We start from the raw sequence: 23,218 nt of genomic DNA, 5'->3' as shown, positions 1-23,218 counted from the left end.
TCGACATGAACACCCAGACCATGACGGTCAAGCGGGACGGCAAGACCTACAAGTCCATCCCGATCTCCGGCGGCAGCGCCGACCACCCCACCTACCACGGCCAGATGGTGATCTCGGAGAAGTTCGAGCAGACCCGGATGGACGGCTCGACCGTCGGCTTCACGAAAAAGGGCGAAACGTATGTGATAGCCGATGTACCGCACGCCATGCGTCTGTCGTCGTCCGGCACCTTCATCCACGGCAACTACTGGGGCCCATCCTCCGTGTTCGGCAACTCCGGCACCAGCCACGGCTGCGTCGGCCTGCGGGACACCCAGGGCGGCGGTGGCGACACCCCGGGCAAGTGGTTCTTCAACGAGTCGCTGGTCGGCGACGTCGTCATCGTGAAGAACTCGCACGAGAAGACCATCAAGCCCGACAACGGCCTCAACGGCTGGAACCTGTCCTGGTCCGACTGGAAGGCGGGCAGCGCGGCCTGACCCGCCCTCGCGGCCGTGAGCGGGTCAGGTGAGAGCTGCTGCCACCAGCCCTGCGGCCTTGGCCACCAGCGGGTTGTCCGTCGGACCCTCGGGGTCGAATTTGGTGGAGAGGACAGCGAGTACGAGCGGCGGCCGGCCGGGAGGCCAGACGACGCCCACATCGTTGGCGACACCGTACTGCTTCCCGCCACCGGTCTTGTCCGCCAGCGTCCAGTCCGCGGGAAGGCCGGCGCGGAAACGCTCGCCGTTGGTCGTGTTGGCGACCAGCCACCTCGTCAGTCGTGCCCGGCCCGCCGTGGTGAGTGTGCTTCCCAGGACGAGCCTCGCATAGGTCTGACCGATGGCACGGGGGCTGGTGATATCGGTCTTCCGCCAGGGTTCCGCCGAGTTCAGCTCGGGCTCCCACCGGTCGAGGCGAGTCGTCCCGTCCCCGATCGAGCGGCAGAACCTGGTGACCGCGGCCGGTCCGCCCAGCTCACCGAGGAGAAGGTTGCCCGCCCCGTTGTCGCTGTAGGACACGGCGGCGGCACACAGTTCGCCGACGGTCATACCGTTGGCGAGATTTTCGGGCTTGCCCGTGATCGGGGCATAGCCCGAATCCGTGACGTACTTTTCGGTGTACCGGATCCGGTGGCCGAGGAAATCATCGTCGCGGTCACGCAAGACGGCCGCAGCGGCCAGCGACTTGAACACCGAACACATCGGAAAGCGCTCGTCCGAGCGATACTTCACGGTCCGGCCCGTGGCCACGTCGCGCGCGAAGACACCCAGGCGCGCGGAGTACTGCTGCTCAAGGTCCCGCAACTGGGCGGCGAGCCCGTCCCGGCCAGGAGTTGAGGCCGATGCCGCGGTCGGCACCGCTGCCGCGAGCACGGTCCCTGCGCCGAGGGCCAGTACCGCGCGGCGGGAGCGGTGGGATCCTGTGGTCTCCAAGGTCGGGCCTCCCCATTTCTACGATCACGTCTTCTACGGTCACTTTTCTACAGGCACGTCTTTTACCGTCACGACCTGGGCAGTCACGTTCCCGGCCGTCACCTTCCCGGCCGTCACGTTCTCTGCGGTCACGTTCTCTGCGGTCACGTTCTCTGCGGTCACGTTCTCTGCGGTCACGTTCTCTGCGGTCACCTGCGGTCATGACGTGCACTTCGATGATCAAGAGGCCGAAAAAGAGGGATTGGTTCCCTTTCGTGACTCTCTCGCCTCAACCGCGGCAATACACCGCCGAGGCCGGACGAAGCCGCGCACGGCCTTCGCGCGGTGCCGGGAGCCGCGGCAACCTTTCAGAAGCTCGGCGGGGTCTCGGCCCAGACGCAGACCGCCGGCACCTCGCCGGGATTGCTGTAGCGGTGCGGGGTGGAGGACGGGAAGCTGACACAGTCACCGGGCTGCAGGCGGTGGTGGACACCGTCGACCCAGTAGTCCAGTTCCCCGCTCAACAGGACCCCGACTTCCTCGCCGGCATGGGTGTGCGGCCGGTCACCGGAGCCGGCCCCCGGGGCCACCTCCAGAAGCATCATCTCCAGCCGGCCGCCGTGCTCAGGATTGAGGAGGGTGTAGGTGACCCCCTCCACCCCTGCCCGGGTGAGTTCGATGCGCTGATCGGGACGGGTCAGGACGCGCTGTTCACTCTCGACGGCGTGGAACAGGCGACTGAGTGTCGTACCGAGGGCATCGACGATCGTACGCAGGGTGTTGATCGTCGGGCTGTTCACATCGCGCTCGACGTTGCTGAGGTAGCTGCGGGAGAGTCCGGTCCGGTCCGCGAGCTGTTCCAGGGTGAGCCCTCGCTCCAGGCGTTCCCGGCGAAGATGCCGACCGATCCCGTCGCTCGCCGCGCCTCCCGCTACGGCCGGGTCGCTCTCAGCCGCCACTGCACCCACCCCATTCCAGTAAAGAGCACACTGCGTCTACTATAGCCGTTATCCGGATGTCGCATATATCGTGCACTCCATCGCCTATAGACGATGCACGTGCCCGTGCCCTTGCGTCACGCGCCCGCCGTTCGCTGCCCCTGCCCCCTGTCCGCACCCCCGTGCACCCGGAGGTACCGTCCCATGCACCCCGACACCTCATCCTCCTCCCCCGAGCGTGAGATCCGTGCGCTGCCCGAACTCCGTCTTGAACGCGGCGCGTTGGCGCACAATGTGCGGCTCATGACGGAGTGGTGCCGCGAGCACCGTGTCGAGCTCTGCCCCCACATCAAGACCACCATGGTCCGCCCCATCGTCGAGCAGCAGCTGGGAGCCGGTGCGTGGGGCGTCACGGTGGCCACTGCCCGGCAGGCCGACGTGGCGTGCGGGTGGGGAGTGCGCCGGATCCTGGTCGCCAACGAAGTGATCCACTCCGCCGACCTCGCCCTCCTGCGCCACCTGCTCGACGAAACGCCGGACCTTGAGCTCTTCTGCCTCATCGACTCCTCGGCAGGTGTGGACCTCGCCGCGGCGGCCCTGCACGACACGCACAACCCGCTGCGAGTGCTCCTCGACGTCGGCGTGCCGGGCGGTCGGACCGGGGTGCGTAACGCCGCGGAGGCCTACGAGCTCGCCGCGGCCGCCGTCAAGGCATCGCCCGGGCTCCTCCTGGCCGGCGTCGCCGGGTACGAGGGAGTGCGCCCCAACACCCGGGACGCCGCGACGCTCGCCGCCGTCGACGACCACTGCCGCATGACAGCCGAGATCTTCGAGTCGTTGGCTCCGCTGTACGAGACCGCACGCCCGGTCTTCAGCATGGGCGGCTCCGCGTTTCCCGACCGCGTCGTCCACGCCGTGGCGGAGCTGCTGAACCGGTGCGGCGACCTGCCGCTGGTGCCCGTGCTCCGGTCAGGCTGCTACGTCACCCACGATCACGGCACCTACGCCCAGGTCACGCCGCTCCCCGGACTGCGTCCGGCGCTGACCGTCCGCGCGACGGTGCTCTCCACGCCCGAGAACGGCACCGCGGTGGTGGGGGCGGGCAAACGCGAGCTTCCCTATGACGCCGGCCTGCCCGTCGTCCTCGGGGCACGTTCGGCCGCCGGAACGCACCGCGAGGTGCGGGCCACGGCGTCGCGGATCTACGACCACCATCTGGTCCTCACGCCTGCTCAAGGCCTTCAGGTGGGCGACGAGGTCGACCTCGGCATCTCCCACCCGTGCTCGGCGTTCGACCGGTGGCCCGACATCACCGTCGTCAACGAGGAGGGAGGAACCTGCGACGTGTGGCATCCGCAGTTCCGCTGACGTGTGACACCCGGAGCCCGGGGCGTGGGACCCTGGGCCCGGAGCGCGGAGCATGGTCCACGACACACACGAAAGGCAACGACGCAGCCCCGCGGACCGAGCAGCCGCTCGGCCGCTCAGCCGGTCAGCCGGTCAGCCGGTCAGCCGGTCAGCCGGTGAACGCTCTCGTGAATTCGTTCTCCGCCTTGCCGATGCTGGAACAGGTCGCTGCCGCCTGCAAGTTCGGGCCTCCCGGGCAGGCCTTGTCCCGGGTCAGCGACCACATGGACAGCCGGCCGAGCCCCTTCTCCTTGGCGAACTTCTTGAGTTCGGCCGCGTCCTCGGGCTTGAAGACCTCGCCCTTGACGTCGTTGACACCGATCATCGGCGTGACCGCGACGGCCTTCCATGCCGCGGCCTCGTCCCGGATGCCCAGCGCCGCCTTGACCTGCTTGTGGGTGGCGGTGGCGGCGGAGATGGCGTAGGTGCCCATGTCGCCGTCGTAGTAGGTGCCGTAGTCCATGGCCATGATGTTCACCGTGGAGATCCGGGCGCCGTTCTTCCTGGCGTTCTCCAGCACCGCGACGGCGTGCCGGTTCAAGCCCGAGGGGAGCACGGGGAGAGTAAAGGAGACGTCCAGCTTCTTGCGCTGCTGGAGCCGGGCGATCGCCTGGGCGCGGAGGGTGTTGGCCTTGGTGTCCGTCAGGGCGGGGCCCTCGATGTCGAAGTCGGCCTTCGTCAGGCCGTAGGCATCAATGACCTTGCTGTACGCCTCCACCAGCTTGTCCACCGAGCCGCAGACCCTGGCCAGTTCGTTGCCGCTCTGTCCGCCGAAGGAGATCCGCACGTCGCCGCCCTTGGCGCGCAGCGCGTCCGCCTGCCGCGCCACCGGGTTGTCGCGGAGTGCCTGCCTGCCGCCCCACTTGGGTACGCAGCCGCCTCCCGGGGACACGAAGGCCAGGGTGTAATCCTTCACGCCGGTCTCCTCGGAGCCCTGGAGAAGGTTGTAGGCGGGCTTGAGCGAGGTGTCCACGTACGGCGCGAAAGCGCTGGATTCCTTGGCGGGGGCGGAGCTGCTCTCCCGCGGCGAGGGTGCCACCGGGCCGGGGCGCTTGGGCTTCTCCTGCTCCCCGGCCCCACAGCCGGCGAGCAGCAGGGCCGCAACCACCGCTGCCCCTACCGCAGTTACGGTCGGCCTCACCTCGTGACTCCTCCGAGGAGCGGGCGCTTCTGCGTCGTTCGTCATCGTCGGGCTGCCTCCATCGGTGGGGGGTGGGCAGTTGTGTGCGGACCTGCCGCCGGGAAGCGACACCAGTGGGGGGGTACGTCAGGGGCGGGGCGGAGCGGGCTTCGGGCAGCAGGTGAACGAGGCGTTCGGGGCGGGCGGCCGGGTGGGCGGGCAGCCCGTCCGGCGGCTTCGGATACGTCACATCATCATCCGTCGAGGGTACTGGATCCGGCGGACCGGGCTCGGTGGCGCCCCCACCGCGGCAAGGGCGACGGCTCGCTGCCGGGGCGGGGGCACCACCGGTGCCCGGCAGGTGCCCCAGCAAACCGGGCCGCCGTCGTCATGCCCATGGCGCCACGGCATCACGGCGTCACAGCGTCACGGCGTCACAGCGTCACAGCGTCACGGCGTCACAGCGTCACAGCGTCACGGCGTCACAGCGTCACAGCGTCACGGCGTCACAGCGTCACGGCGTCACGGCGTCACGGCGTCACGGTGCCCTGGTCTCGGGCGCGGCGGGACCGGCGCCGCCCTGGGCAGGGATGCGGGCGCCGGCCCACCCCTGCACCGCCGGCTCTGCCAGCGAGTGGACCCACCAGTCGGCCAGCGCCGTCTCCTCGTCGGTGGGCCGGGGGCCGACTCCCAGCACCCGCATGCCCGCGCCTGCGGCGGCCTGGATGCCGCAGTGAGAGTCCTCGACGGCCAGCGTGTCCCCGGGTTCCACGCCGCAGAGCTCGGCGGCGGTGAGATACACATCGGGATGGGGTTTGGGTCTCGTCGTGGCATCCGGCACCACGATATGGCGGAAGCAGTCGCGGAGTCCGGCCATGTCGAGGCAGGACTCGACGACCTCCAGCGGGCAGTTGCTGGCCACTGCCAGCGGGGCGAACTGCACGGTTGAGTAGACCAGTTCGGACGCCCCGGGCATGGTGGTGGGCTCCGCGGCGACGAGGTCACGGAAATGCTCAAGCAGTGATTCCGTCATTTCCCCGGTCAGTTCCGGGTGGCCTGCGGCATCGGCCATCAGGCGTCCGCATTCGGTGTAGTGCAGTCCCCGGGCCTTTTCCGCGAATGCGGCCGAGGGGGTGAATCCATAGCTGTGCAGCACCCTGTCGCGGGCGTCCTGCCAGTGGCGTTCGGTGTCCATCAGCGTGCCGTCACAGTCGAAGACGACGGCAGCCGGGGTCCAGGAAAAGATGCTGTCTGCGCTCATCCGCGTTTCCGTTCCGAGAGGCCCGGGGGCGCCGCTGTGACCGGTCGCGAGGAAGGCAGGGCAGCATCGGTTTCACGGACGCCCGGCACCGGGCCGAGGGGATTTCCGGCGGAGGGCAGTCCTCATGGACAGCAGTTCTTCCCGCTCCATGCCGGAACATTGCGATCGTTACGTTACGGACGGCAACACAGAGTGGTCAACCGATTCATAAATGTCCATATTTTAGGCTCTACTGATAACCGAGAGTGCCGTAGGCCGTCGCGGTGCCGCTCTGGAGGATGCGGAATGCGTACGTCGAGCGGTGCCGGGTGCACAGCACACGTGCGGGTGGGGCCAGTTCGGTGAAGCGTGCGGCCTTCAGCCACCCGAAGCGGGGCCGGCTCAGCCTGCCCCGGCTGTGGTACGAGGCTGCCTGCCGGGCGGCCTCCAGCAGCACCATGCCGGGCACGTGATCGGTGGCGTGGTCGAAGAAGAACGGATGCAGCGGGTCGGCCGGCGACACCAACAGCCCCTCCTCGTCGAGAGCGAGGACCGCGTCGTGCGGATGGTTCACCGTCAGCCGGGCGACCGGCGGGCGGATGTGCCGCTCCGCAGGGCGGGCCGGGAGGGAACGAGCCGCCCTTCCGGCGCGCAGCGCGGTGAAGCGCGCGCCGTCCAGGAATCGCACGCCCCCGCCACCGCAGCCGAAGGTCACCCCGCAGGCGGCGAAGGTGACGTTCAGTCGCAGGCCGACGACGGCCTTGTCCGGCGCGTGCCGTACGGCGCTCACCCGGGCGCGGCAGGTGATCTCGGTCGCCCCGGCGCGGGCCGGTGACTCGTCGGCGGGCCTGAGGTGGAAGTACAGGTCGGTGATGACCGCGTGGCACGCCTGAGGAACGGCGTAGAACCGCAGGGGAATGCACAGGCCGAGCTGGCGCAGCGTTTCCACCAGAATCAGCGGGCTGTGCCGCTGCGATCCGTCACGGGGGAAGGTCGCATGAGCGCGCGGCCATGACGCCGCGGCACGGAAGACGTGCGCGGTATCGGCCGGCCGCACATCCGTAAGAAGGACCTCCGCCACCGAGGTCCGGTGCACCAGCTCCCGCTCGACCGTACGGGACCAGCTGAGCGGCTCACTCTTTCCGGCGATGCTGCCCGTTGGCGTGCTCATACGACCAGGGAATACCGAATTTCGAACATGCGCACCCTTGAATTCCGGGTCGGGCGGAGCGGTACGTTGCCTGCCGGCCGAACCAGAACGATGTCTGAGGTGTATGTGCAGATCCGGGCGAAGACGACGCGCAGGTCCCTTCTTGAGGCGGCAGCAACCCTGTTCGATGAGCGAGGTTATGCCGGTACCAGCATCAGTGACATCAGTGCGCATTCCGGTCGCACCAGCGGTGCCATTTATTTCCACTACGCCAGCAAGGAGAAGCTGGCCCTTGCCATCGTCGAGGAGCATTTCGCCACCTGGCCGCATTTGATCAGCCGGCACCGGCAGCCCGGCCTGCCGGCCCTGGAAAAACTCGTCGGGCTGAGCTTCGAGGTGGCCCGGGCCTTTCGTGACGACATCGTCGTCCGGGCCGGTGCCCGCCTGTGGGCCGAACGCAAAGCCATCGACACACAGCTTCCCGCACCGTTCCTCGGCTGGATCGGAGCGGTCACCCAGCTGCTCGAAGAGGCCGCCCGTAACGGGGAACTCGCTGCCGACGTGCCACCTGCAACCACCGCCCACGGCATCGTCTGTGCCTTCTTCGGTCTGCACACCGTCTCCGACGCATTGGACGGCCGCCGGCACATCGAGGAGCACCTGGACGACCTGTGGCATCTGCTGCTTCGCGGTCTGCAGGCCGACCCGGATCCGGCCGCTCTGCTCGCCCGGGTGCGCCGGCGGATGCGCGACAACGGGACGGCATCCGGGACGGCGTAGCCGGAGGGAACCTCAACCATGGGTACTGCGCACCGCGTTGGGTGCCGGAGGTTCCGTTGGACGCGCGGACCGGGAGCGGGCCCGGATGACGGGGATCAGCGGATCGACGTTCCAGTAGACGCGATTGGCCGGAACCGCTCGGTCCGGTAAGGGCTGTGCCAGGGTCCGGTGGGAGGCCGGCCCGGCGCGCGGGGGCTGCTGGTCAGTGGGCAGGGGCCGGAAGGTAGCCTGCTGCGGTCCACATCGAACTTTCCTACATTTCTGTAGTCAACCACGGGGGATTTCAGGCATGTCCGCGCCGCCGCCCTATCAGAACCAGCCACCGCAGCAGCCGTACGGCCATCCGCCGCAGCAGCCGTACGGGCAACAGCAACCCTACGGGCAACAGCAGCCGTACGGGTATCAGCAGCAACCGCAGGCGCCGCAAGGGCCGCAGGGACCTCAGCGGCCGCGGCAGCAGAGCAGCCCGCTGCGGGGGCTGATCACCGCCGTCATCGTCCTGGCGGTCTTCGGCGGCGGTGCCTGGTACGTGTGGAACTACAACACCGATCCCCACGGCGGCAAGGCCAAGGCGGAGGCCTCGGCGTCCGCGCGGGCCGAGGAGAACAAGAAGTACGACCCGCAGGTCGGGGACTGCGTCAAGATCCACGACCCCAAGGGGGAGCCGCTGGCGGAGATCGTCGACTGCGGTTCGGCCGAGGCCGAGTACAAGACCGGCGACAGGCTGATCGGCGCCGGCGCGCGGTGCGGATCGCAATTCGACTACGGCATGCACGTCTCGATCCGTCACAGCTCTTCCTACACGCTGTGCTTCACCAAGGTCTGACTCCTTCCGCGCGCTCCGGCCGTCACCCCAAAGGAAAGGGGTGACGGCCGGAGTTGTGCCGCCCCCCTGAGAGCAGGGTGCCGGCCGGGGGCCGCTGTCGTGCGGCCCTCCCCCGGCTCAGCTCCCGTCCGGTGCGGCGCCGCCGAGAGGCGCGGTGAGCGACAGCCGGCGCACTCCGGGAAGATGGCCGTCGAGTTCGCCCGGCTCGAAACGGCACATGCCCACCGCGTGCCAGAACTCGCCCGCGATGTCCCCCTCGTACTTGTAGCCGCCCGAGGGGGAGAGCGCGGCCCAGCCTCCCGGCACCCCGATCAACGTGGCCTGCAGGGACGGTTCGCCCTGATCGGGCACGGTCCACAGCCGGACCGTGCCGTCCTCGCCGCCACTGGCGAGCAGCGAGCCGTCCGGGCTGAAGGCGGTCGAGAGGATCCGCCCCGTGTGCGCGATCAGTTGGCCGGTCTCCTGTCCGTCGCGCGGATCCCACAGCCGGACGATCCGGTCGTCGCCTGCCGTGGCCAGCAACGGGCGGGTGGGGTGCACGGCGGCGGCCCACAGCCGGCCGGAGTGCCCGCGGAGCCGGTGCTGCGGCCGGCCGTCGGCCCAGATGATGGCGTCACCGTCCCAGGATGCGCTGACCAGCCAGGAGTCGTCGGGGCCAAATGCCACCGTGTACACCCGGTCCCGGTGCGCGTCGAGTTCGGCGGTGAGGCGGCTGTCCTGGATGTCCCAGATGCGTACGGAGCGGTCGTCGCAGCCGGTCGCCAGCAGCGTGCCGCCGGCGCTGAATGCGATCGACCGCACCCGGCCCCGGTGCTGGGCGAGTGTCGTCACATGGGTGCCCGTGCTGCGGTACCACAGGCGCACCGTGTCGTCGTCGTTCGCGGTGGCAAGCAGCTCGCCGTCGCCGCTGAACGCCTCGGCCCACACATGGTCGGTCTCGGCGTCGATCTCCCGCTGGTACTCACCCGTGGCGGCATTCCACAGGTACACGTCGCCGTCGTTGCTGGAGGTGCCGAGAAGGGCTCCGCCGGCCCCGGTGGGACTGAAGACGGCCGACACCAGCCGGCCGCTGTGGCCGCTGAGTTCCCTCAGGCGGCGGCCGGTCGCGGGCTCCCACAGCCGTACGACGCCGTCGTTGCTGCTGGCCGCCAGGTAGGAGCCGTCGGCGCTGAAGGCCAGGGTGCCGATCCGGCGGCCGTGGCCGCGCAGGATGCGCCGGCCCTGGCCACTGGCGGTGTCCCACAGCCGGACCACCCCGTCGTTCCCGGCCGTCACCAGCAGCGGGCCGGACTCACCGCCGCCGATACCGCCGCGCGGCCGGAACCGGCAGGTCCAGACAGATCCACGGTGGTCGGGGGGCTGCTGGCGCAGGGGGGACACGGACCAGCCGGGGGTGTCGCCGGGACGGCCCGGGCCGTCGGTCGCGGTTCCTCCGGCCGCCTGGACCCGCCACAGCCGGACGGCGCCGTCGCTGTCCCCCGCCGCCAGCAGCGTGCCGTCGGTGTCGAACACCACCTGGTAGACGGCGCCGCTGCCCCGCCCGGGCTGTCCGGCCGGGGCCCCGGTGACCGGATCCCACAGCCGTACCTGTCCATCGGTGTCGCCGCTGGCCAGCAGCGTGCCGCTCGGGTGGAAGTCCAGGGTGTAGACGCGTCCGGTGTGGCCGGCGAAAGTGTGCCGCAGCCGTCCCGAGGCCACGTCCCACACCCGTACGGTGCCGCCCTGGTCACCGCCCCTGTCCCCCGTCGCCAGCAGGGACCCGTCCGGGCTGAACTGCGTCCGGTTGCAGACGCCTTCGTGTCCGGGCAGTTCGGCGCACAGGCGGCCGGTGCGGGTGTCCCACAACCGTACGCCCGCGGCCGCGTCACCGGTGGCCAGGGTCCGTCCGTCGGGGCTGAACACCGCGGTGAAGACGGGGGCCGCATGCCCGAGCAGTTCGTGCCGCCGGGTGCCGGTGGCCACGTCCCACAGGGTGACGGTGCCTTCCGCGTCACCGGTGGCGAGCAGCGTGCCTTCCGGGTCGAGGGAGACCGGCCACACCCCGCTCGGGTGGATGTCCAGCCGGTGCAGACAGGCCCCGGAGACCGCGTCCCACAGCCGTACGGTGCCGTCCGCGCCGCCCGTGGCGAGAAGGTCCTGGCGGAACTTCACGGCATAGACGCGGCCGACGTGGCCCTGAAGGGTGCGCAGCGCCGTGCCGGTGGCGGCGTCGCACACCAGGACGCCGCCGTCCTCGCTGCCCACGGCGAGCAGTTCGCCGTCGGTGCTGTACGAGACCGGCTCGGGCAGCCGGACGGACCGCATGCCGAAGCCGTAGGGAACGCCGACCGCGGAGGGCCGGAAGCCCGCGTCGACGGGCATGCCGGGGGCCAGGGCGGCGGTGCGCAGCTCGGGGCGGCGCAGGGTTTCGTCGTCGGTGGTCGCGTCGATCAGCGCGGCCCGGTTCCAGTGGCTGCCCGCGGTCCGGACGCCGCGCAGGTCGGCGCGGATCAGCCGGGCCCGGCGCAGGTCGGCACCGCGCAGGTCGGCACCGGAGAGGTCGGCGTCGTCCAGCCGGGCGCCGACCAGGCGGGCGTCGCGCAGTACCGCTCCGGAGAGGTTGGCGCCGACCAGCTGGGCGTCGGTGAGGTCGGCGCGGGTGAGGTCGACGCCGGAGAAGTCCCGGTGGGAAAGGTCCTCGCCGGCGAGGGCGGCGCCGCGCAGGTCGGTGTGGGCGGGCACCCGGAGCCGGGCGAGGACCTTGACCGCGTTGGCGCGGGCGACCTCATCGGCCTGCCCGCGCCGCCGCCCCTCCCCTTCGCCGTCCTCGTCCGGACCGTCCAGGACCCGCTCGGCCCACTCCTGGCAGGTGCGGTGGTCGGCGAGGTCGCAGAGGAATTCGACGGTGAGCTGGCTCAGCGGCCGGCGCGCCAGCAGCTCGTACTCACCGCGGACGAGCCGGGTCGCGGCCTCGCGGGCCACCAGCCACTCCACGATGGAGCTGTGGATGAACTGGAACAGCCCCTCGTCGCTGCGCACCAGCAGGCTGCCGGAGCCGATCGCGTGGGCGGCCTCCCGCGCGGAGAGCCTGATGTCCGCCAGGCCCGTCAACGTCCCGGCCACATCGGTGAGTTCGTCGAGACTCAGGGTGCTCTGGCCGCTGGACCACAGCCGCAGCGCGAGGGTGGTCACCGCGTCCCACCGCTGGTCGAGGTTCATCCCCGGGGCCGCCCCGACGCCGCCCTGGCCGCGCCGCTCCTCGAACTGCAGCCAGGAGGTGAGCACTTCTTCGTAGAGCCCGGCGGCGCTGAGGGCGCGCCCGGCCCCGGCGACGGCGCGCAGCCGGTCGTGGTCGAGGTCGGCGACAAAGCTGAGCAGCCGCGGGTTGCGGCACAGCGCCAGCAGGTCGGGGATGCCTTCGAGGAGCCGCACCCGGCGCTCGGCGGCCTGTTCGTCGCCGTAGCGGTTGGCCAGGTAGGTGCGGATCTGCTGGGGCGTGAACTCCTGGAGGGCGAGGACGCGGCGCTGCGGGAGCAGTCCGACGCGCTCGCCGAGAGCGGTGAGCACCTGTGACTGGGACTTGAAGTGCTGGTTACGGCTGCTGACGACGACCTTGGCGTGGTCCACTACGGCGTCGAGCAGGACTTGCAGCCGGTCGGTGGCCCGCTCGTAGCTGACCCGGTTCGCCAGTTCGTCGAAGCCGTCGAAGAGCAGGACGATCCGGCCCTGCTGGAACATGTAGCGGAAGGCGCGGAGGTTGACGGAGTCGACGCCGTGGTTCGCCAAGTGGGCGGCGACCAGGCCGTCCAGCGAATACGCCCGGTCGAGGGTGTTCAGCTCGATGAAGAGCGGGACGAGGTGGGGCATCTCCTCGGGGATACGGCGGGCGAGCTCGCGCAGCGCGAAGGTCTTGCCGTGTCCGAAGTCCCCCAGGAGCAGCAGGAACCGGCCGTGGTCGGCCTCCAGCAGACGCAGCATGTCGTCGACGAGTCCGTCGCGCTCCTCGCCGCCGGGGCGTTCTACCTCCCGGTAGCGCTGCGGGAGGTAGAGGTCGGGCCGGTAGCGGTGGTCGGTGCGCAGTCGTTCGGTCTGGGCGGTGACGTAGTCGCGCAGGTCCAGCAGGCCCTGGAACTCGGTGAAGCTGCGGATGCGGACGCCGCGGCGGCGGGCCCGCTCCCGTAGTTCGCGGGCCGGGGCGGGCCCGTCGTGGACGAGTTCGGCGTCGGGTTCGGTGTCGGAGGCGTGAACGTGGTCGAGGAACGCGTCGGTGTCCTCGGTGGAGGGGGTGCCGTGGCAGACCCCCACCCGCTGCTGCCGCACGAAGCCGGACTCGTTCCAGGTGACCAGGAGTTGCGGCGGGCTGCCGGCGATGCGGCGCAGCTGGGCACCGTCGTGGCGGGTGCGGCAGACCTCGGCGACCCGGGCCACGAGTTCGTCGAGCGGGTCGTCGAGGGTGCGGGCTTCCAGCCCGGGTTCGTGTTCGGGCACGCCGGGCACGCCGGGCCCGGCGGTCTCCGGCGGGCCGTCTCCGGGCGGGCCGCTCTCGGCGTCGGGCTGCGGGCGCGGCGGTCCGAAGACGCGCTGGGCCCGTCGCCAGCCGGTCGCGAAGTGCTCGGGCTCCGCGTCGGGGCGCTCCCGCCAGCGGGTGAGACCGTCGCGGGTGATCCGCAGCAGTTGGTGCCGGGCGGGAGCGGTGGCGCCGTAGACGGGCAGTTCACCCGTGGTGAGGTGCAGGGACGGTGTGGCGGTGGGCGCGGCGGAGGCGGAGCGGCGGTCTCCGGTGGGGCCGTGCAGCAGGAGGTGCAGCCGGGGCGCGGTGAGGCGGGCGAGGTCGGCGGTGTCCCGGAGCGGGCCGGGGCCGGGCGCGGATCCGGGGCGGCCGGCGGCCTCGGTGACCGGGTGGCGCAGGGCACCGAGGCGCAGCCAGCCCTCCTGCTCGTACGGGCGCAGGGCCTGGGCGAACCAGGCGGCCTGCTCGGGGCCGAGCCAGCCGTACTGGTCGTCGGGCCGGTGGCTGTACGCCATGGAGGAGTTGAGACCCGCGATGACCGTGCGCAGTTCCGGGACGGGGAAGAGGCTCCAGGGCTGGTCGCTGTCGAAGACGACGTCGAGGCCCTGGTAGAGCTCGTGGAAGAGCCGGGCGTAGTGCCGCCACTTGGGCCAGTAGGGCGGCCTGGGCTGCATCTCGTCGGCTTCGCAGGTGTGGAAGTAGGCGCGGCAGGCGGCCTGGCTGACGTCCTGGCCGCCGGGCACCACGGCGAGGCGGTGGGGTTCGAGGCCGAGCAGGGAACGCAGGCCGGTGAGGAAGCTGAGGGCCTGGTCGGTCTCGCGGGGGCTGCCCGAGGCGGTGAGGTCGCCGGTGACGACCAGGAGGTCGGGGGCGGGCGCGCCGGCGTCGGTGAGCTCGACGAGGTCGCCCCAGATGGCGGCCTGGAGTTCGGCCGGGTCCTGGCCGCGGCCGAAGGCGGGCCCTGCCAGGTGCAGCACGGTGACGGCCTCCCGGGCGTGCTGCGCTCCGGGCTCCTGGGGGTACTGCGGCGGGACGGCCGGGCGGCGGCGCCCGGCCCAGCCGGGGCGGCCGAGCGGCCTGCCGTCCCCGGACTGCGGTCGCGGGATCCCGGCCCGGGTGGCGGGCCCGGTGGCCGGCCCGCCGGGGTAGCCGGGCCTGCTGGTGGGCCGGGCCCGTCCGTCGAGGGCCTGGCCCACGCGGGTGAGCAGCATCCCGCGGGCCGCGGCGGTGTCGGTGACGCCGACCAGGTCGACGTAGGTGATGGTGGCGAGCAGGCCCTCGACGGGGATGTCCTCGACCCGGACGGTCAGCAGTCGCCGTTCCGGCGCGTCGGGGTCGGCGCGCAGTGCGGCCTGCCACTCCATGCGCCCGTAGCGGGAGCGTTCGTAATTGCTGGAGAGCACCGCGATGACGGCGGCGGATTCGCTGACGCCGCGGTCCATGAAGTCCACGAAGTTGGTGCCGGGGACGAAGTCCCAGGCTTGGACGACCGTCCGGTAGCCCGCCTCCTCCAACGTCCAGGCGATCCACGAGGCCCATCGCTCGTCGGCCGGTGAGTAGCTGATGAAGAAGTCCAACGGGCCGGTTTCCGGGCGGGTTTCGGGTTCACCGAATTCCTGACGAGCCACCATGCCCGCCATCCTATGATCCATCGTCAACCGGCTGTACAGCGTTTACTCTTTTCCGTGTGCGCGCCATACAACGCCTGCATCCACTGGACTGGTTGGCCGGGGGGCTGCTCGCCTGCGGTCTGCTGTTCACGGCGACGGGCCTGCTTCCCACGGAGTCAGCCGGCCACGCGATGATCCGGATCGGCCCCCTCCTCGCGTTCCTCGGCACGGTCATCGTGCTCGCCGAACTCACCAGCGAGGCGGAGGTCTTCGACGTCGTCGCCTCGGGCGTGGCCCGTGCCGGGCGGGGCGGCTACGGACGGCTGTTCGTGCTGTGCGTGGCCTTCGCCTCGGTCACCACGATGACCCTCAACCTCGACACCACCGCCGTTCTGCTGACCCCGGTGATGCTGGCACTCGCCTCCCGGGTGGGAATTGCCACGGTGCCGCTGGCGATGACGACGGTGTGGCTGGCCAACACCGCCAGTCTGCTGCTGCCGGTGTCCAACCTGACGAACCTGCTGGCCGCGAACCGTGTGGCGCTGCGCCCCACGGAGATGGCCGCCACGATGTGGGCGCCCCAACTGGCCGCCATCGCCGTGACGATGGGCTGTCTGTGGCTGTTCTTCTGGCGCCGCGGGCGGCGCGGGGCGGAGGTTTACACTCCCCCGGCCCCGCACCGCCCCGGGGATCCGGTGCTGTTCCGGGTGTGTGCCGTGGCCTGTGCGGGGTTCCTGCTGGCCATGCTGGTCGCGGACGTGCCGCTGTGGTCGGCGTCCGCGGTGGCGGCGGTGGTCGTGGTGGTGGCGTTCGCCGTCCGCCGCCCGGCCCGCCTGCGGCTGTCGCTGGTGCCGTGGCGGCTGCTCGTCATGGTGCCGGGGCTCTTTCTGGTGGTGGAGACGGTCAACGTCAACGGGCTGCACGACTTCCTGACATCGGCGGTGGGAGCGGACGGGGGCGCCCTTGGTATGTTCCGTGCCTCGGCGGTCGGCGCCGGCCTCTCGAACGTCCTCAACAACCTGCCCGTCTACCTGGCGGGCGAGTCGGCCGTGCCCCTCGCCAACCACCAGCAGCTGCTGGCGCTGCTCATCGGCACCAACGTGGGCCCGGTGGTGACTCCGTGGGCGTCGCTGGCCACCCTGCTGTGGTTCGAACGCTGCCGGGCACAGGGCGTACGGGTGCCGCTGCGGAGCTTCATGGCAACGGGCGCGGCTCTGGCGGCGGGTGCGGTGCTGGCGTCCACGGCGGCCCTCGTGGCGATGAGGTGAGCGGACGCGACGGACCGGGCTGAACCGGGCCGGTCCGGTCCGGAGGTGTCAGGCCCCTTGGCGCACGCGGTCGACTGCCTCGCTGCGGCTGACGAGGTCGAGCAGGTACGGGATGTCCTCCGGCCGTCCGGCGACGAAACTGCGGTCGGTGTCGGGCCCGGCCACGGTTCCCCGGAACGCGCCGCCGTCCAGGGAACGGATCTCCAGTCCCGCCTCGGTCGCGAGCAGCGCACCGGCGGGGAAGTCGATGGCCTCGGCCCGGTAACCGATGAATCCGTCGATGTCGCCACGGGCCAGCATCGACCAGGTCAGCAGCGGCGCCCACAGCTGCAGCAGGCGCCGGGAGCGCACCTCCAGCCCCGACTTGAGGGAGCGCGCGGCCGGATCGTCGCGGGCGACGGCGTGCCCCTGGGTCCAGGCGAGCAGCGGCCCGGAGGCTGCGAGCGGGCCGGTGGGGCCGGTCATCCGCCCGTGCGGGCCGTACGCCCCGCAGCCGGTCAGGGCCGACCAGGTCCGGTCGGTGACCGGGTCGTGGATGGCGCCGACCACCGGCTGGTCGTCCACGCACAGCGCGATGCCGACGACGTAGGCGGGCAGGCCGATGACGACGTTGTTGCTCCCGTCGAGCGGATCGACCAGCCACATCCGGCGCGGACCCGGCACGGGCTCCCCGCCGTCTCCGTCCAGGATTCCCGACTCCTCGGCCAGGATCCGGTCGTGCGGGAAGCGCTCGCGGATGCGCTGCACGACGAGCCGTTCGGCCAGCAGATCCAGGTCGGTGACCACATCGCCCCGCTCGCCCTTCGGCTGGATGCCGTAGTCGTCCTGGAAGTGCGAGCGCACCAGCGCGCCGGCCTCCCGCACGGTCGCCACCGCCAGTTGCTGCTCGGCCGCGAACCGCGCCGTCGCGAAGGCCTCCGGTACCCAGGGCCCTGCGTTGAGCGGTTCTGGAGCGTCCTGCGGGCCGTCGGGGTCATTGCGGGTGATGCCCATGGATCCTCCTGAGGGCGGACCGCGCCGTCCGGGCGGTCTGCGCGGCGTCGCATGTCTGTCGTACCACCCGGTGTGCCGTGGCCTCCACCGGTCCCAGGGACAGGTCACTCTGCCGGGGAAGCCAGCGGCCGAGAACGAGGGTGGCCGCGGCGCTCCCGCTCGGGACGACGGTGCTGTGGAACGCCCCGGCCGGCAGCCGGTAGACCTGCCCGCGGGCGCTGGTCTGCTCGGGGCCGGGCTCGCAGCGGACCAGACGCGAAGTCGGCCGGATCTCGTCCACCCCGGACGGGCTGCTGTGCACCTGGAAGACGCGGTGGGTGGGCCGCTCGGGCTCCTGGAGCACCCGGGTCCGCAGGTTTCCGACCTCGCCGTAGAGCACGAAGCTGGTCAACTCCCAGCTGTGGCAGTGCACGGGAGAGGTGGTGAGCTGGGCAGGTTCGCTCGCGCCCGGCTCGAAGACGTGCACACAGATGCCCTGGTCCCCGTCGCGCAGCACCGGCAGGCAGAAGAAGCCGAGCGGGTGGTGCACGGCGCGCAGTTCACACCGCCCGGAGGTGACCTCCTCCAGCGCGGCGGCGGCCGCGCCGTAGAGTGTGTCGGTCTCTCCGTCCCGCCCCATGGTCCGTTCGAGCATGGGGTAGTCCATGGGGCGTCGGCTTCGGCGGCTCACCTGGCCTCCCGGAGGATGCTGCGGTCTGCGGGCGGTCGGGGAGTGCGCCCCCTGGTACGGGCAGCCCGGTGCTGCGCAGCGCGGACCGGCGCCCCTCGACGGTCTTCCCGGCCTGTGGGCACCTCCTGGACCGGTAAGAGCGGGGAGAGCCCCGGGGACGCTCCTGTGGAGCGGGTGTCGGCCGGCAAGGGCCCTCCCTTCCGCGGTCGGCCATGAGGCAGGAGTTCCTGAAAGAGGTCAGCTCCGATACGGGTTCTCCGCGTGCAGCGCCTTCTCGATGATCTCGCCGACCTCCGTGTCGGTGACGGTGGAGGGGAGCGCGAGGTCCAGCCGCTCGAAGAGCTGGCGGGCCTCGTCCACCGTGGGTTCGTCGCTGAGCGGCGCCGCGCGGTGCAGGTCGAGGGCGACCGCCTGTTCCCGGGCCTGGTGCAGCTCGGTGAGGTAGTAGTCGTACAGCGGACGCCCCCGGTCCACCAGGAGGTTGACCCGGCGCAGGTCGTCCTGGGTGATGATCAGGCACGAGTCGGTCAGGTCGAAGCGGAGGGTCGGTACCACGGAGGACAGATGGACGTCGATCTCCAGGACGTCCAGCCGCTGCTTGTGCCAGCAGGCGGCCAGAACGGTGGCGTAGGACTCCTGGCGGGTGCGCTCGGCGCTCCAGGTCCGCCGCTGTCCCGTGTCCGCCTGCCCACCGTCGAACGTGCGCCGGAAGCGGGCATACGCCTCACAGGCCTGGGCGTCCGAGGGGTTGACGATGTCGATCTTCATCGTGAGGGAGCGGCGCTGCTCCTGCGCCTTCCGTACGCACTCGGGGAGCGTGACGGCACGCAGATACGTGCCGGTGCCGCCCTTGAACACCCAGCGGTCGGTGTTCTGACGGGCCTCGTCCAGAGCGCGCCGGACCTCGGTTCCGGACAACGACCGCACCATGGCGAGGTCTTCCAGCGCCTTCCGCGTTCCGGTCGTCGCCTCCCGGATGTCGGCGACCCGGCGCCGCCGCTCGGTGAGCGACCCGAAGACCAGCGCGGCCAGCACCAGCAGGGTCGCACCGGAGGTGACGTTGTCCGAGACCGCGTCGCTGAAGATGTCCATCAGGCCGACGACCATGGCGCCGGAAATCGCCACGACCCCGTCGAAGTGCCTGATGACCCAGGCCACTGCGGCCTCGATCCGATTGGCTGAAGACCGTCCTGGCACCTGTCCTGTAGGTGTGGTTCTGCGCGCCACGTGGTCCAACTCCTCCCCCGGGTAAGGCAATCGTAGGAGGTGAACCGTACGGCCCGCCAGCGATTGTGATCACTGAGGGGGGCTTCTGCGCCACGTGCGGAAGGACAAGGGACGGAGGCCGGGCCGCGCCCGCAGCAGTTCCGGGAGCGTTGTACGCCGGCGGCCCACCCCGCATACGACGCCCGTCCCCTCCGGGGCATGCCCCGGAGGGGACGGGCGTCAGCGGGACTCGTTGAGCACCTTCAGCGGGACTCGTTGAGCACCCTTCAGCGGGACTCGTTGAGCACCATGGCCGAACCGCCGCCACGGCGCTTGGGTTCGGCCACCGCCGTGACCTTGCCCTGCGGCAGGAATTCCAGGGCGGCCACCGCCCCGATCTCCGGTGACGGAGTGAAGGCCTTCGGAGCAAGGACGAAATGGTGGCCCATGGCTTCCAGCTTCTTGCGTTCAGGCGAGGCGAGGAAGGCCGGTTCGGCTTCTGTCGCCGTCTGGTTCCGCTGCGACATCCGCGGTGCGGCGACCGCCGCCGGCAGTGACATACCCAGATCCAGACGGTTGACCAGCGTCTGCAGCACCGTGGTGATGATCGTGGCGCCGCCCGGTGAACCGACAGCGATCATCGGCTTGCCGTCCCGCATGACGATCGTCGGCGACATGCTGCTGCGCGGCCGCTTGCCGGGGCCCGGCAGGTTCGGGTCCGGCGTCCCCTTGGTGAGCGGAGCGAAGTCAAAGTCGGTCAGCTCATTGTTGAGGAGGAATCCGCGTCCCGGCACGGTGATGGCCGAGCCACCGGTCTGCTCGATCGTCAGGGTGTAGGAGACGACGTTGCCCCAGCGGTCCGAGGCGACCAGATGCGTGGTCGAAGGCCCTTCGTGCGGTTGTTTGTTGCCGGTCTTCAGGTCGCAGCCCGCATCCGGGTGGCGCGGGTCGGCGGGAGCCAGCGGGCTGGTCAGCGCCTTGTCGGAACGGATCTGGCAGGCCCGGGCCTTGCCGAACTCCTTGGAGAGCAGTTGCTTGGTCGGCACGTTGGAGAACGCGGGGTCGCCCACCCAGCGGTTGCGATCGGCGAAGGAGATCCGGCTGGCTTCCAGGTAGTGGTGAAGGGCCTGGACCTTGTCGGCCTTGGAGAGGTGGAAGTTGCCCAGGATGTTCAGCGCCTCCCCCACCGTGGTGCCGCCGGCCGAGGACGGTCCCATGGAGTAGACGTCCAGACCGTGGTAGCCGGTCCGGGTCGGTTCCCTGCGTTTGGCGGTGTAGTCGGCGAGGTCCGCCGTCCGCATCAGACCGGGACGGGCCTTGTGCCGGGCGCCGGGCGCCATCGGCGGCTTCTGGACGGTCCGCACCACATCGCGCCCCACCTCTCCGTGGTAGAGCGCGTCGACGCCCTTACGGGCGAGCAGTCGATAGGTGCGGGCGAGGTCGGGATTGCGGAAGCGTGAGCCGACCACCGGGAGTTTGCCCTCGGGCAGGAAAAGGTCGGCGGTGGACTTGATGTCGCGGAACCGCTTCTCGTTCATTTCCGTCTGGGCCCGGAACTCGTCGTTGACCACGAAGCCGTCGTCAGCGATCCGGGTGGCCGGACGCAGGGCCTTCGCCAGGGAGACCGTGCCCCAGTCCTTGAGCGCCTTCTGCCACGTCGCCGGCGTGCCCGGGACACCGACCGACAGGCCCGAGTTGATGGCGTCCTCGGTGGGAAGGGGTTTGCCCGTCGAACGGTCGAGGAAGGAGTCCGCGCGCATGCGGCGCGGAGCGGTCTCCCGGCCGTCGAGGGTGTGCACCTTCTTGGTTTTGGCGTCGTAGTAGACCATGTAGCCGCCCCCGCCCACCCCTGCCGAGTAGGGCTCGACCACGCCGAGTGCGGACGCGGTGGCCACCGCCGCGTCCACCGCGTTGCCTCCCTTGCGCAACACCTCGAGCCCGGCCCGGGAGGCGTACGGGTTGACGCTGGAGACGGCGCCACCGCTGCCGGTGGCCACGGCCTTCTTCGCGGGCGGCCGCTCCTTGGCATCGGCGGCCGACGGGGCGGCGTTGACCTGGCACGCGGTGGCCAGCAGGGAAAGACTGAGCGCAGCTGCTGATGCGGCGGCGACAGCGGTACGACGGACAGCCATACGGCCTCCACGACTTCACTGTGATGCTTGAGAGGGATTCTCGAACCCTGGCATTGCTCGGGCACGGGAGCAACGCCGCACCGCAAGGTTTGCGCGAGATCTGAGGTTTCCCTCCGGTAACCGTCCAGAGGTCCGAGGCGCCCAAGGCCGTTGCGGAAGGAACGGCAGCTCGTACCTCCGGCAGGGAAGCAAAAGTCCCCGGCTGGACGGGGGAGGCCAGCCGGGGACTACAGGGCGGGTGCCCCGCGCGTCGCAGCCAAAACCTGCCGGCCCGGTCGATGTACGCGCCTGCACGGCCCATGGGGGCGCGTCGGCCCCGGAGGCCAGGATCCGTACCCGTTCGGCCAGGCCCGGTCAGGTGGCGGCGTCAGCCATTCCACGAGTCCCGCTCAGGTGGCGCGCCAGCCGTTCCGCAAAGGCCGGTCAGGTGGCGCGCCACCCAGACCAGCGGCCCACCGCGATCTCCACCACGGGGCCTTCCGGCGGGCGGTCGGTGTACTGCTGCCGGTACTTGCGCACCAGCAGTTCTACGTATCGCGCCGACACCGCCGATTCCCCGGCCGGTGGCAGCTCCACGGCCGTGCCGTCCGCCCGCGCCCACCACAAACGGTCCCAGTCCTCGTCATACCCGTCGACGAGGAGACACACCTCAGGATGGGCACGGATATGGGCCAGCCGCTTCAACCGGACCGTCCGCTTCGGCTTGTGGTCCACGGCGAAGACGACGGTGTCCCCGGTGAGGGCGAAGACCGCGGGGACCAGGTGCGGGCGGCCGGAGGCATCGACGGTCGCGAGCCGGCCGATCCGGGCCCGGGTGAAGTACTCCCGGGCCTGGCCGTTCGTCATCCTCGGCACTGCGGGGCCCCAGGGCTCACCGGAAGCGCTGCGCGACGTCGGCGAGCTCGTCCAGGCAGGCCAGCGTCTCCGCCTCCGGCATTGTGGGGAGGTAGAACAGCAGCCGCTCCACATCGAGCTGGAGGTACTTCTCGATGATCTCCGGATCCTTCGCCACCGCGTAGACGGTCACCGGCACGTCCCGCCCCGCGATGCTCCGCATACGGTCGATCTTCGGCCCGAGCTCCTGGGGCGGCAGGCTGTTGGCCAGCCATGCGTCACCCAAGGCGGCCACCCGCTCGAAGGCCGCCTCCCCACCGCCGACGTACACGGGAGGGTGTGGTCGCTGCACCGGCTTCGGCCAGGAGTGGACGGGGGCGAAGTCGACGAACTCCCCGTGGAACTCCGCCTTGTCCTTCGTCCACAGCTCGCGCATGGCCCGCAGCCGCTCGTCGACGAGGCGGCCACGGGTGCGCGGGTTCGTCCCGTGGTTCTCCATCTCCTCCCTGTTCCAGCCGACACCGATCCCGAAGACGGCCCGCCCACCGGAGACGAGGTCCAAGGAGGCCACCTCCTTCGCCGTGATGATCGGGTCCCGCTGTGCCACCAGCGCGATGCCGGTGCCCAGCAGGATCCGCTCGGTCACCGAGGCGGCCGCGGCGAGCGCGACGAACGGGTCGAGGGTGCGGTAGTAGATGTCCGGCAGCTCACCGCCGCCCGGGTAGGGCGAGCGGCGGTCCACCGGGATGTGGGTGTGCTCGGCGATGAGCAAGGAGTCGAGTCCCCGTTGCTCGACCGCGCGCCCGAGCGGGGCGGGCGCGATGCCCTGGTCGGTGATGAACGTCGACACACCGAACTTCACAACGGCTCCCTCGGGTTCCAGTTTCTCGGACGCGCGGTTTCGCGAGCGCGCGAGACCGCATGCCCGCGGGCCCGCAAGCCACCAGCCATCAGCCGCAAGCCCGCGGTCATTAGCAGGTACCCCGATCGCCTCCGGCACAACAACTCGTACAGCCAACCGAGCGATGCCCACTCCGTCCGGCGCGCATCACCGCACGTTGCGCCCCCTCGACGTGTTCGGCGCGCCCATCTCACAGATCGACAGGCAGGCAGATCCACCCGGCAACCGCCTTGCCCGCCAAGGCGGCGCACCCCACCACCCCC

General features: G+C 70.8%; 18 protein-coding genes. 5 read left to right on the top strand and 13 right to left on the bottom strand.

The genetic code is table 11. From position 1 onward, the window contains the following. A partial coding sequence (locus ACGFR7_RS35900) for a L,D-transpeptidase (protein WP_393327806.1) occupies positions 1-479 on the top strand: 479 nt, incomplete at its 5' end. A 24-nt stretch (positions 480-503) separates the two neighbouring features. Here ACGFR7_RS35900 and bla read toward each other — a convergent pair. The 3 genes from bla to ACGFR7_RS35885 all read right to left on the bottom strand — a co-directional run bounded on the left by bla (position 504) and on the right by ACGFR7_RS35885 (position 2,350). Continuing rightward, the gene (gene bla, locus ACGFR7_RS35895; RefSeq protein ID WP_393327804.1) at positions 504-1,412 is read right to left on the bottom strand and encodes a class A beta-lactamase; all 909 of its coding nucleotides are present in this window, start codon (positions 1,410-1,412) and stop codon (positions 504-506) included. 39 nt (positions 1,413-1,451) lie between these two features. Then, positions 1,452-1,604, bottom strand: a complete 153-nt coding sequence (locus tag ACGFR7_RS35890) for a hypothetical protein (RefSeq protein WP_393327801.1) — start codon at positions 1,602-1,604, stop codon at positions 1,452-1,454. A gap of 155 nt (positions 1,605-1,759) precedes the next feature. Continuing rightward, positions 1,760-2,350: a helix-turn-helix domain-containing protein gene (locus tag ACGFR7_RS35885; protein WP_393327798.1), complete on the bottom strand. Its 591-nt coding sequence runs from the start codon at positions 2,348-2,350 to the stop codon at positions 1,760-1,762. A 183-nt stretch (positions 2,351-2,533) separates the two neighbouring features. Here ACGFR7_RS35885 and ACGFR7_RS35880 point away from each other — a divergent pair, with 183 nt between their 5' ends. After that, positions 2,534-3,697, top strand: a complete 1,164-nt coding sequence (locus ACGFR7_RS35880) for an alanine racemase (RefSeq protein ID WP_393327795.1) — start codon at positions 2,534-2,536, stop codon at positions 3,695-3,697. A gap of 148 nt (positions 3,698-3,845) precedes the next feature. On the opposite strand, the gene ACGFR7_RS35875 is transcribed toward ACGFR7_RS35880, so the two are convergent. The 3 genes from ACGFR7_RS35875 to ACGFR7_RS35865 all read right to left on the bottom strand — a co-directional run bounded on the left by ACGFR7_RS35875 (position 3,846) and on the right by ACGFR7_RS35865 (position 7,267). Further along, complete coding sequence (locus tag ACGFR7_RS35875) at positions 3,846-4,877, bottom strand: chitinase (protein WP_393327792.1); 1,032 nt, start codon at positions 4,875-4,877, stop codon at positions 3,846-3,848. A 517-nt stretch (positions 4,878-5,394) separates the two neighbouring features. Further along, positions 5,395-6,117, bottom strand: coding sequence for an HAD family hydrolase (locus ACGFR7_RS35870; RefSeq protein WP_393327789.1), 723 nt, complete (start codon positions 6,115-6,117; stop codon positions 5,395-5,397). Positions 6,118-6,346: 229 nt separating this feature from the next. Continuing rightward, positions 6,347-7,267: a ScbA/BarX family gamma-butyrolactone biosynthesis protein gene (locus ACGFR7_RS35865; RefSeq protein ID WP_393327786.1), complete on the bottom strand. Its 921-nt coding sequence runs from the start codon at positions 7,265-7,267 to the stop codon at positions 6,347-6,349. 105 nt (positions 7,268-7,372) lie between these two features. On the opposite strand from ACGFR7_RS35865, the gene ACGFR7_RS35860 reads away from it, so the two are divergent. Both ACGFR7_RS35860 and ACGFR7_RS35855 read left to right on the top strand, forming a co-directional pair. Beyond that, the gene (locus ACGFR7_RS35860; RefSeq protein ID WP_393327809.1) at positions 7,373-8,026 is read left to right on the top strand and encodes a ScbR family autoregulator-binding transcription factor; all 654 of its coding nucleotides are present in this window, start codon (positions 7,373-7,375) and stop codon (positions 8,024-8,026) included. A 289-nt stretch (positions 8,027-8,315) separates the two neighbouring features. After that, on the top strand, positions 8,316-8,852 hold the full coding sequence (locus ACGFR7_RS35855; RefSeq protein WP_393327783.1) for a hypothetical protein: 537 nt from the start codon (positions 8,316-8,318) through the stop codon (positions 8,850-8,852). Positions 8,853-8,969: 117 nt separating this feature from the next. Here ACGFR7_RS35855 and ACGFR7_RS35850 read toward each other — a convergent pair whose 3' ends face one another. After that, a complete protein-coding gene (locus ACGFR7_RS35850; RefSeq protein ID WP_393327780.1) occupies positions 8,970-14,972 on the bottom strand; it encodes a TIR domain-containing protein in 6,003 nt (2,000 codons plus the stop codon). Between the two features lie 56 nt (positions 14,973-15,028). On the opposite strand from ACGFR7_RS35850, the gene ACGFR7_RS35845 reads away from it, so the two are divergent. Further along, positions 15,029-16,219 (top strand): SLC13 family permease, encoded by a 1,191-nt coding sequence (locus tag ACGFR7_RS35845; protein ID WP_393327777.1) that lies wholly within the window; start codon positions 15,029-15,031, stop codon positions 16,217-16,219. 48 nt (positions 16,220-16,267) lie between these two features. On the opposite strand, the gene ACGFR7_RS35840 is transcribed toward ACGFR7_RS35845, so the two are convergent. The 6 genes from ACGFR7_RS35840 to ACGFR7_RS35815 form a co-directional block, all read right to left on the bottom strand. After that, positions 16,268-17,212 (bottom strand): inositol monophosphatase family protein, encoded by a 945-nt coding sequence (locus tag ACGFR7_RS35840; protein WP_393327775.1) that lies wholly within the window; start codon positions 17,210-17,212, stop codon positions 16,268-16,270. After that, a complete protein-coding gene (locus ACGFR7_RS35835; protein ID WP_393327772.1) occupies positions 17,193-17,858 on the bottom strand; it encodes a hypothetical protein in 666 nt (221 codons plus the stop codon). The genes ACGFR7_RS35840 and ACGFR7_RS35835 overlap by 20 nt, the downstream gene beginning before the upstream one ends. Positions 17,859-18,119: 261 nt before the next feature. Continuing rightward, complete coding sequence (locus ACGFR7_RS35830; protein ID WP_393327769.1) at positions 18,120-19,040, bottom strand: hypothetical protein; 921 nt, start codon at positions 19,038-19,040, stop codon at positions 18,120-18,122. Positions 19,041-19,375: 335 nt separating this feature from the next. Beyond that, positions 19,376-21,220, bottom strand: a complete 1,845-nt coding sequence (ggt, locus tag ACGFR7_RS35825) for a gamma-glutamyltransferase (RefSeq protein WP_393327766.1) — start codon at positions 21,218-21,220, stop codon at positions 19,376-19,378. 423 nt (positions 21,221-21,643) lie between these two features. After that, entirely contained in the window at positions 21,644-22,075 is a 432-nt protein-coding gene (locus ACGFR7_RS35820; protein ID WP_393327763.1) for a TIGR03668 family PPOX class F420-dependent oxidoreductase, read from the bottom strand. Between the two features lie 16 nt (positions 22,076-22,091). Next, complete coding sequence (locus ACGFR7_RS35815; protein WP_393327761.1) at positions 22,092-22,916, bottom strand: LLM class F420-dependent oxidoreductase; 825 nt, start codon at positions 22,914-22,916, stop codon at positions 22,092-22,094. Positions 22,917-23,218: the final 302 nt, after the last annotated feature.

Source organism: Streptomyces sp. NPDC048516 (assembly GCF_043199875.1).
In the GTDB taxonomy this organism is placed as follows: Bacteria; Actinomycetota; Actinomycetes; order Streptomycetales; family Streptomycetaceae; genus Streptomyces.
This window is presented reverse-complemented; position numbering and strand designations above follow the sequence as displayed.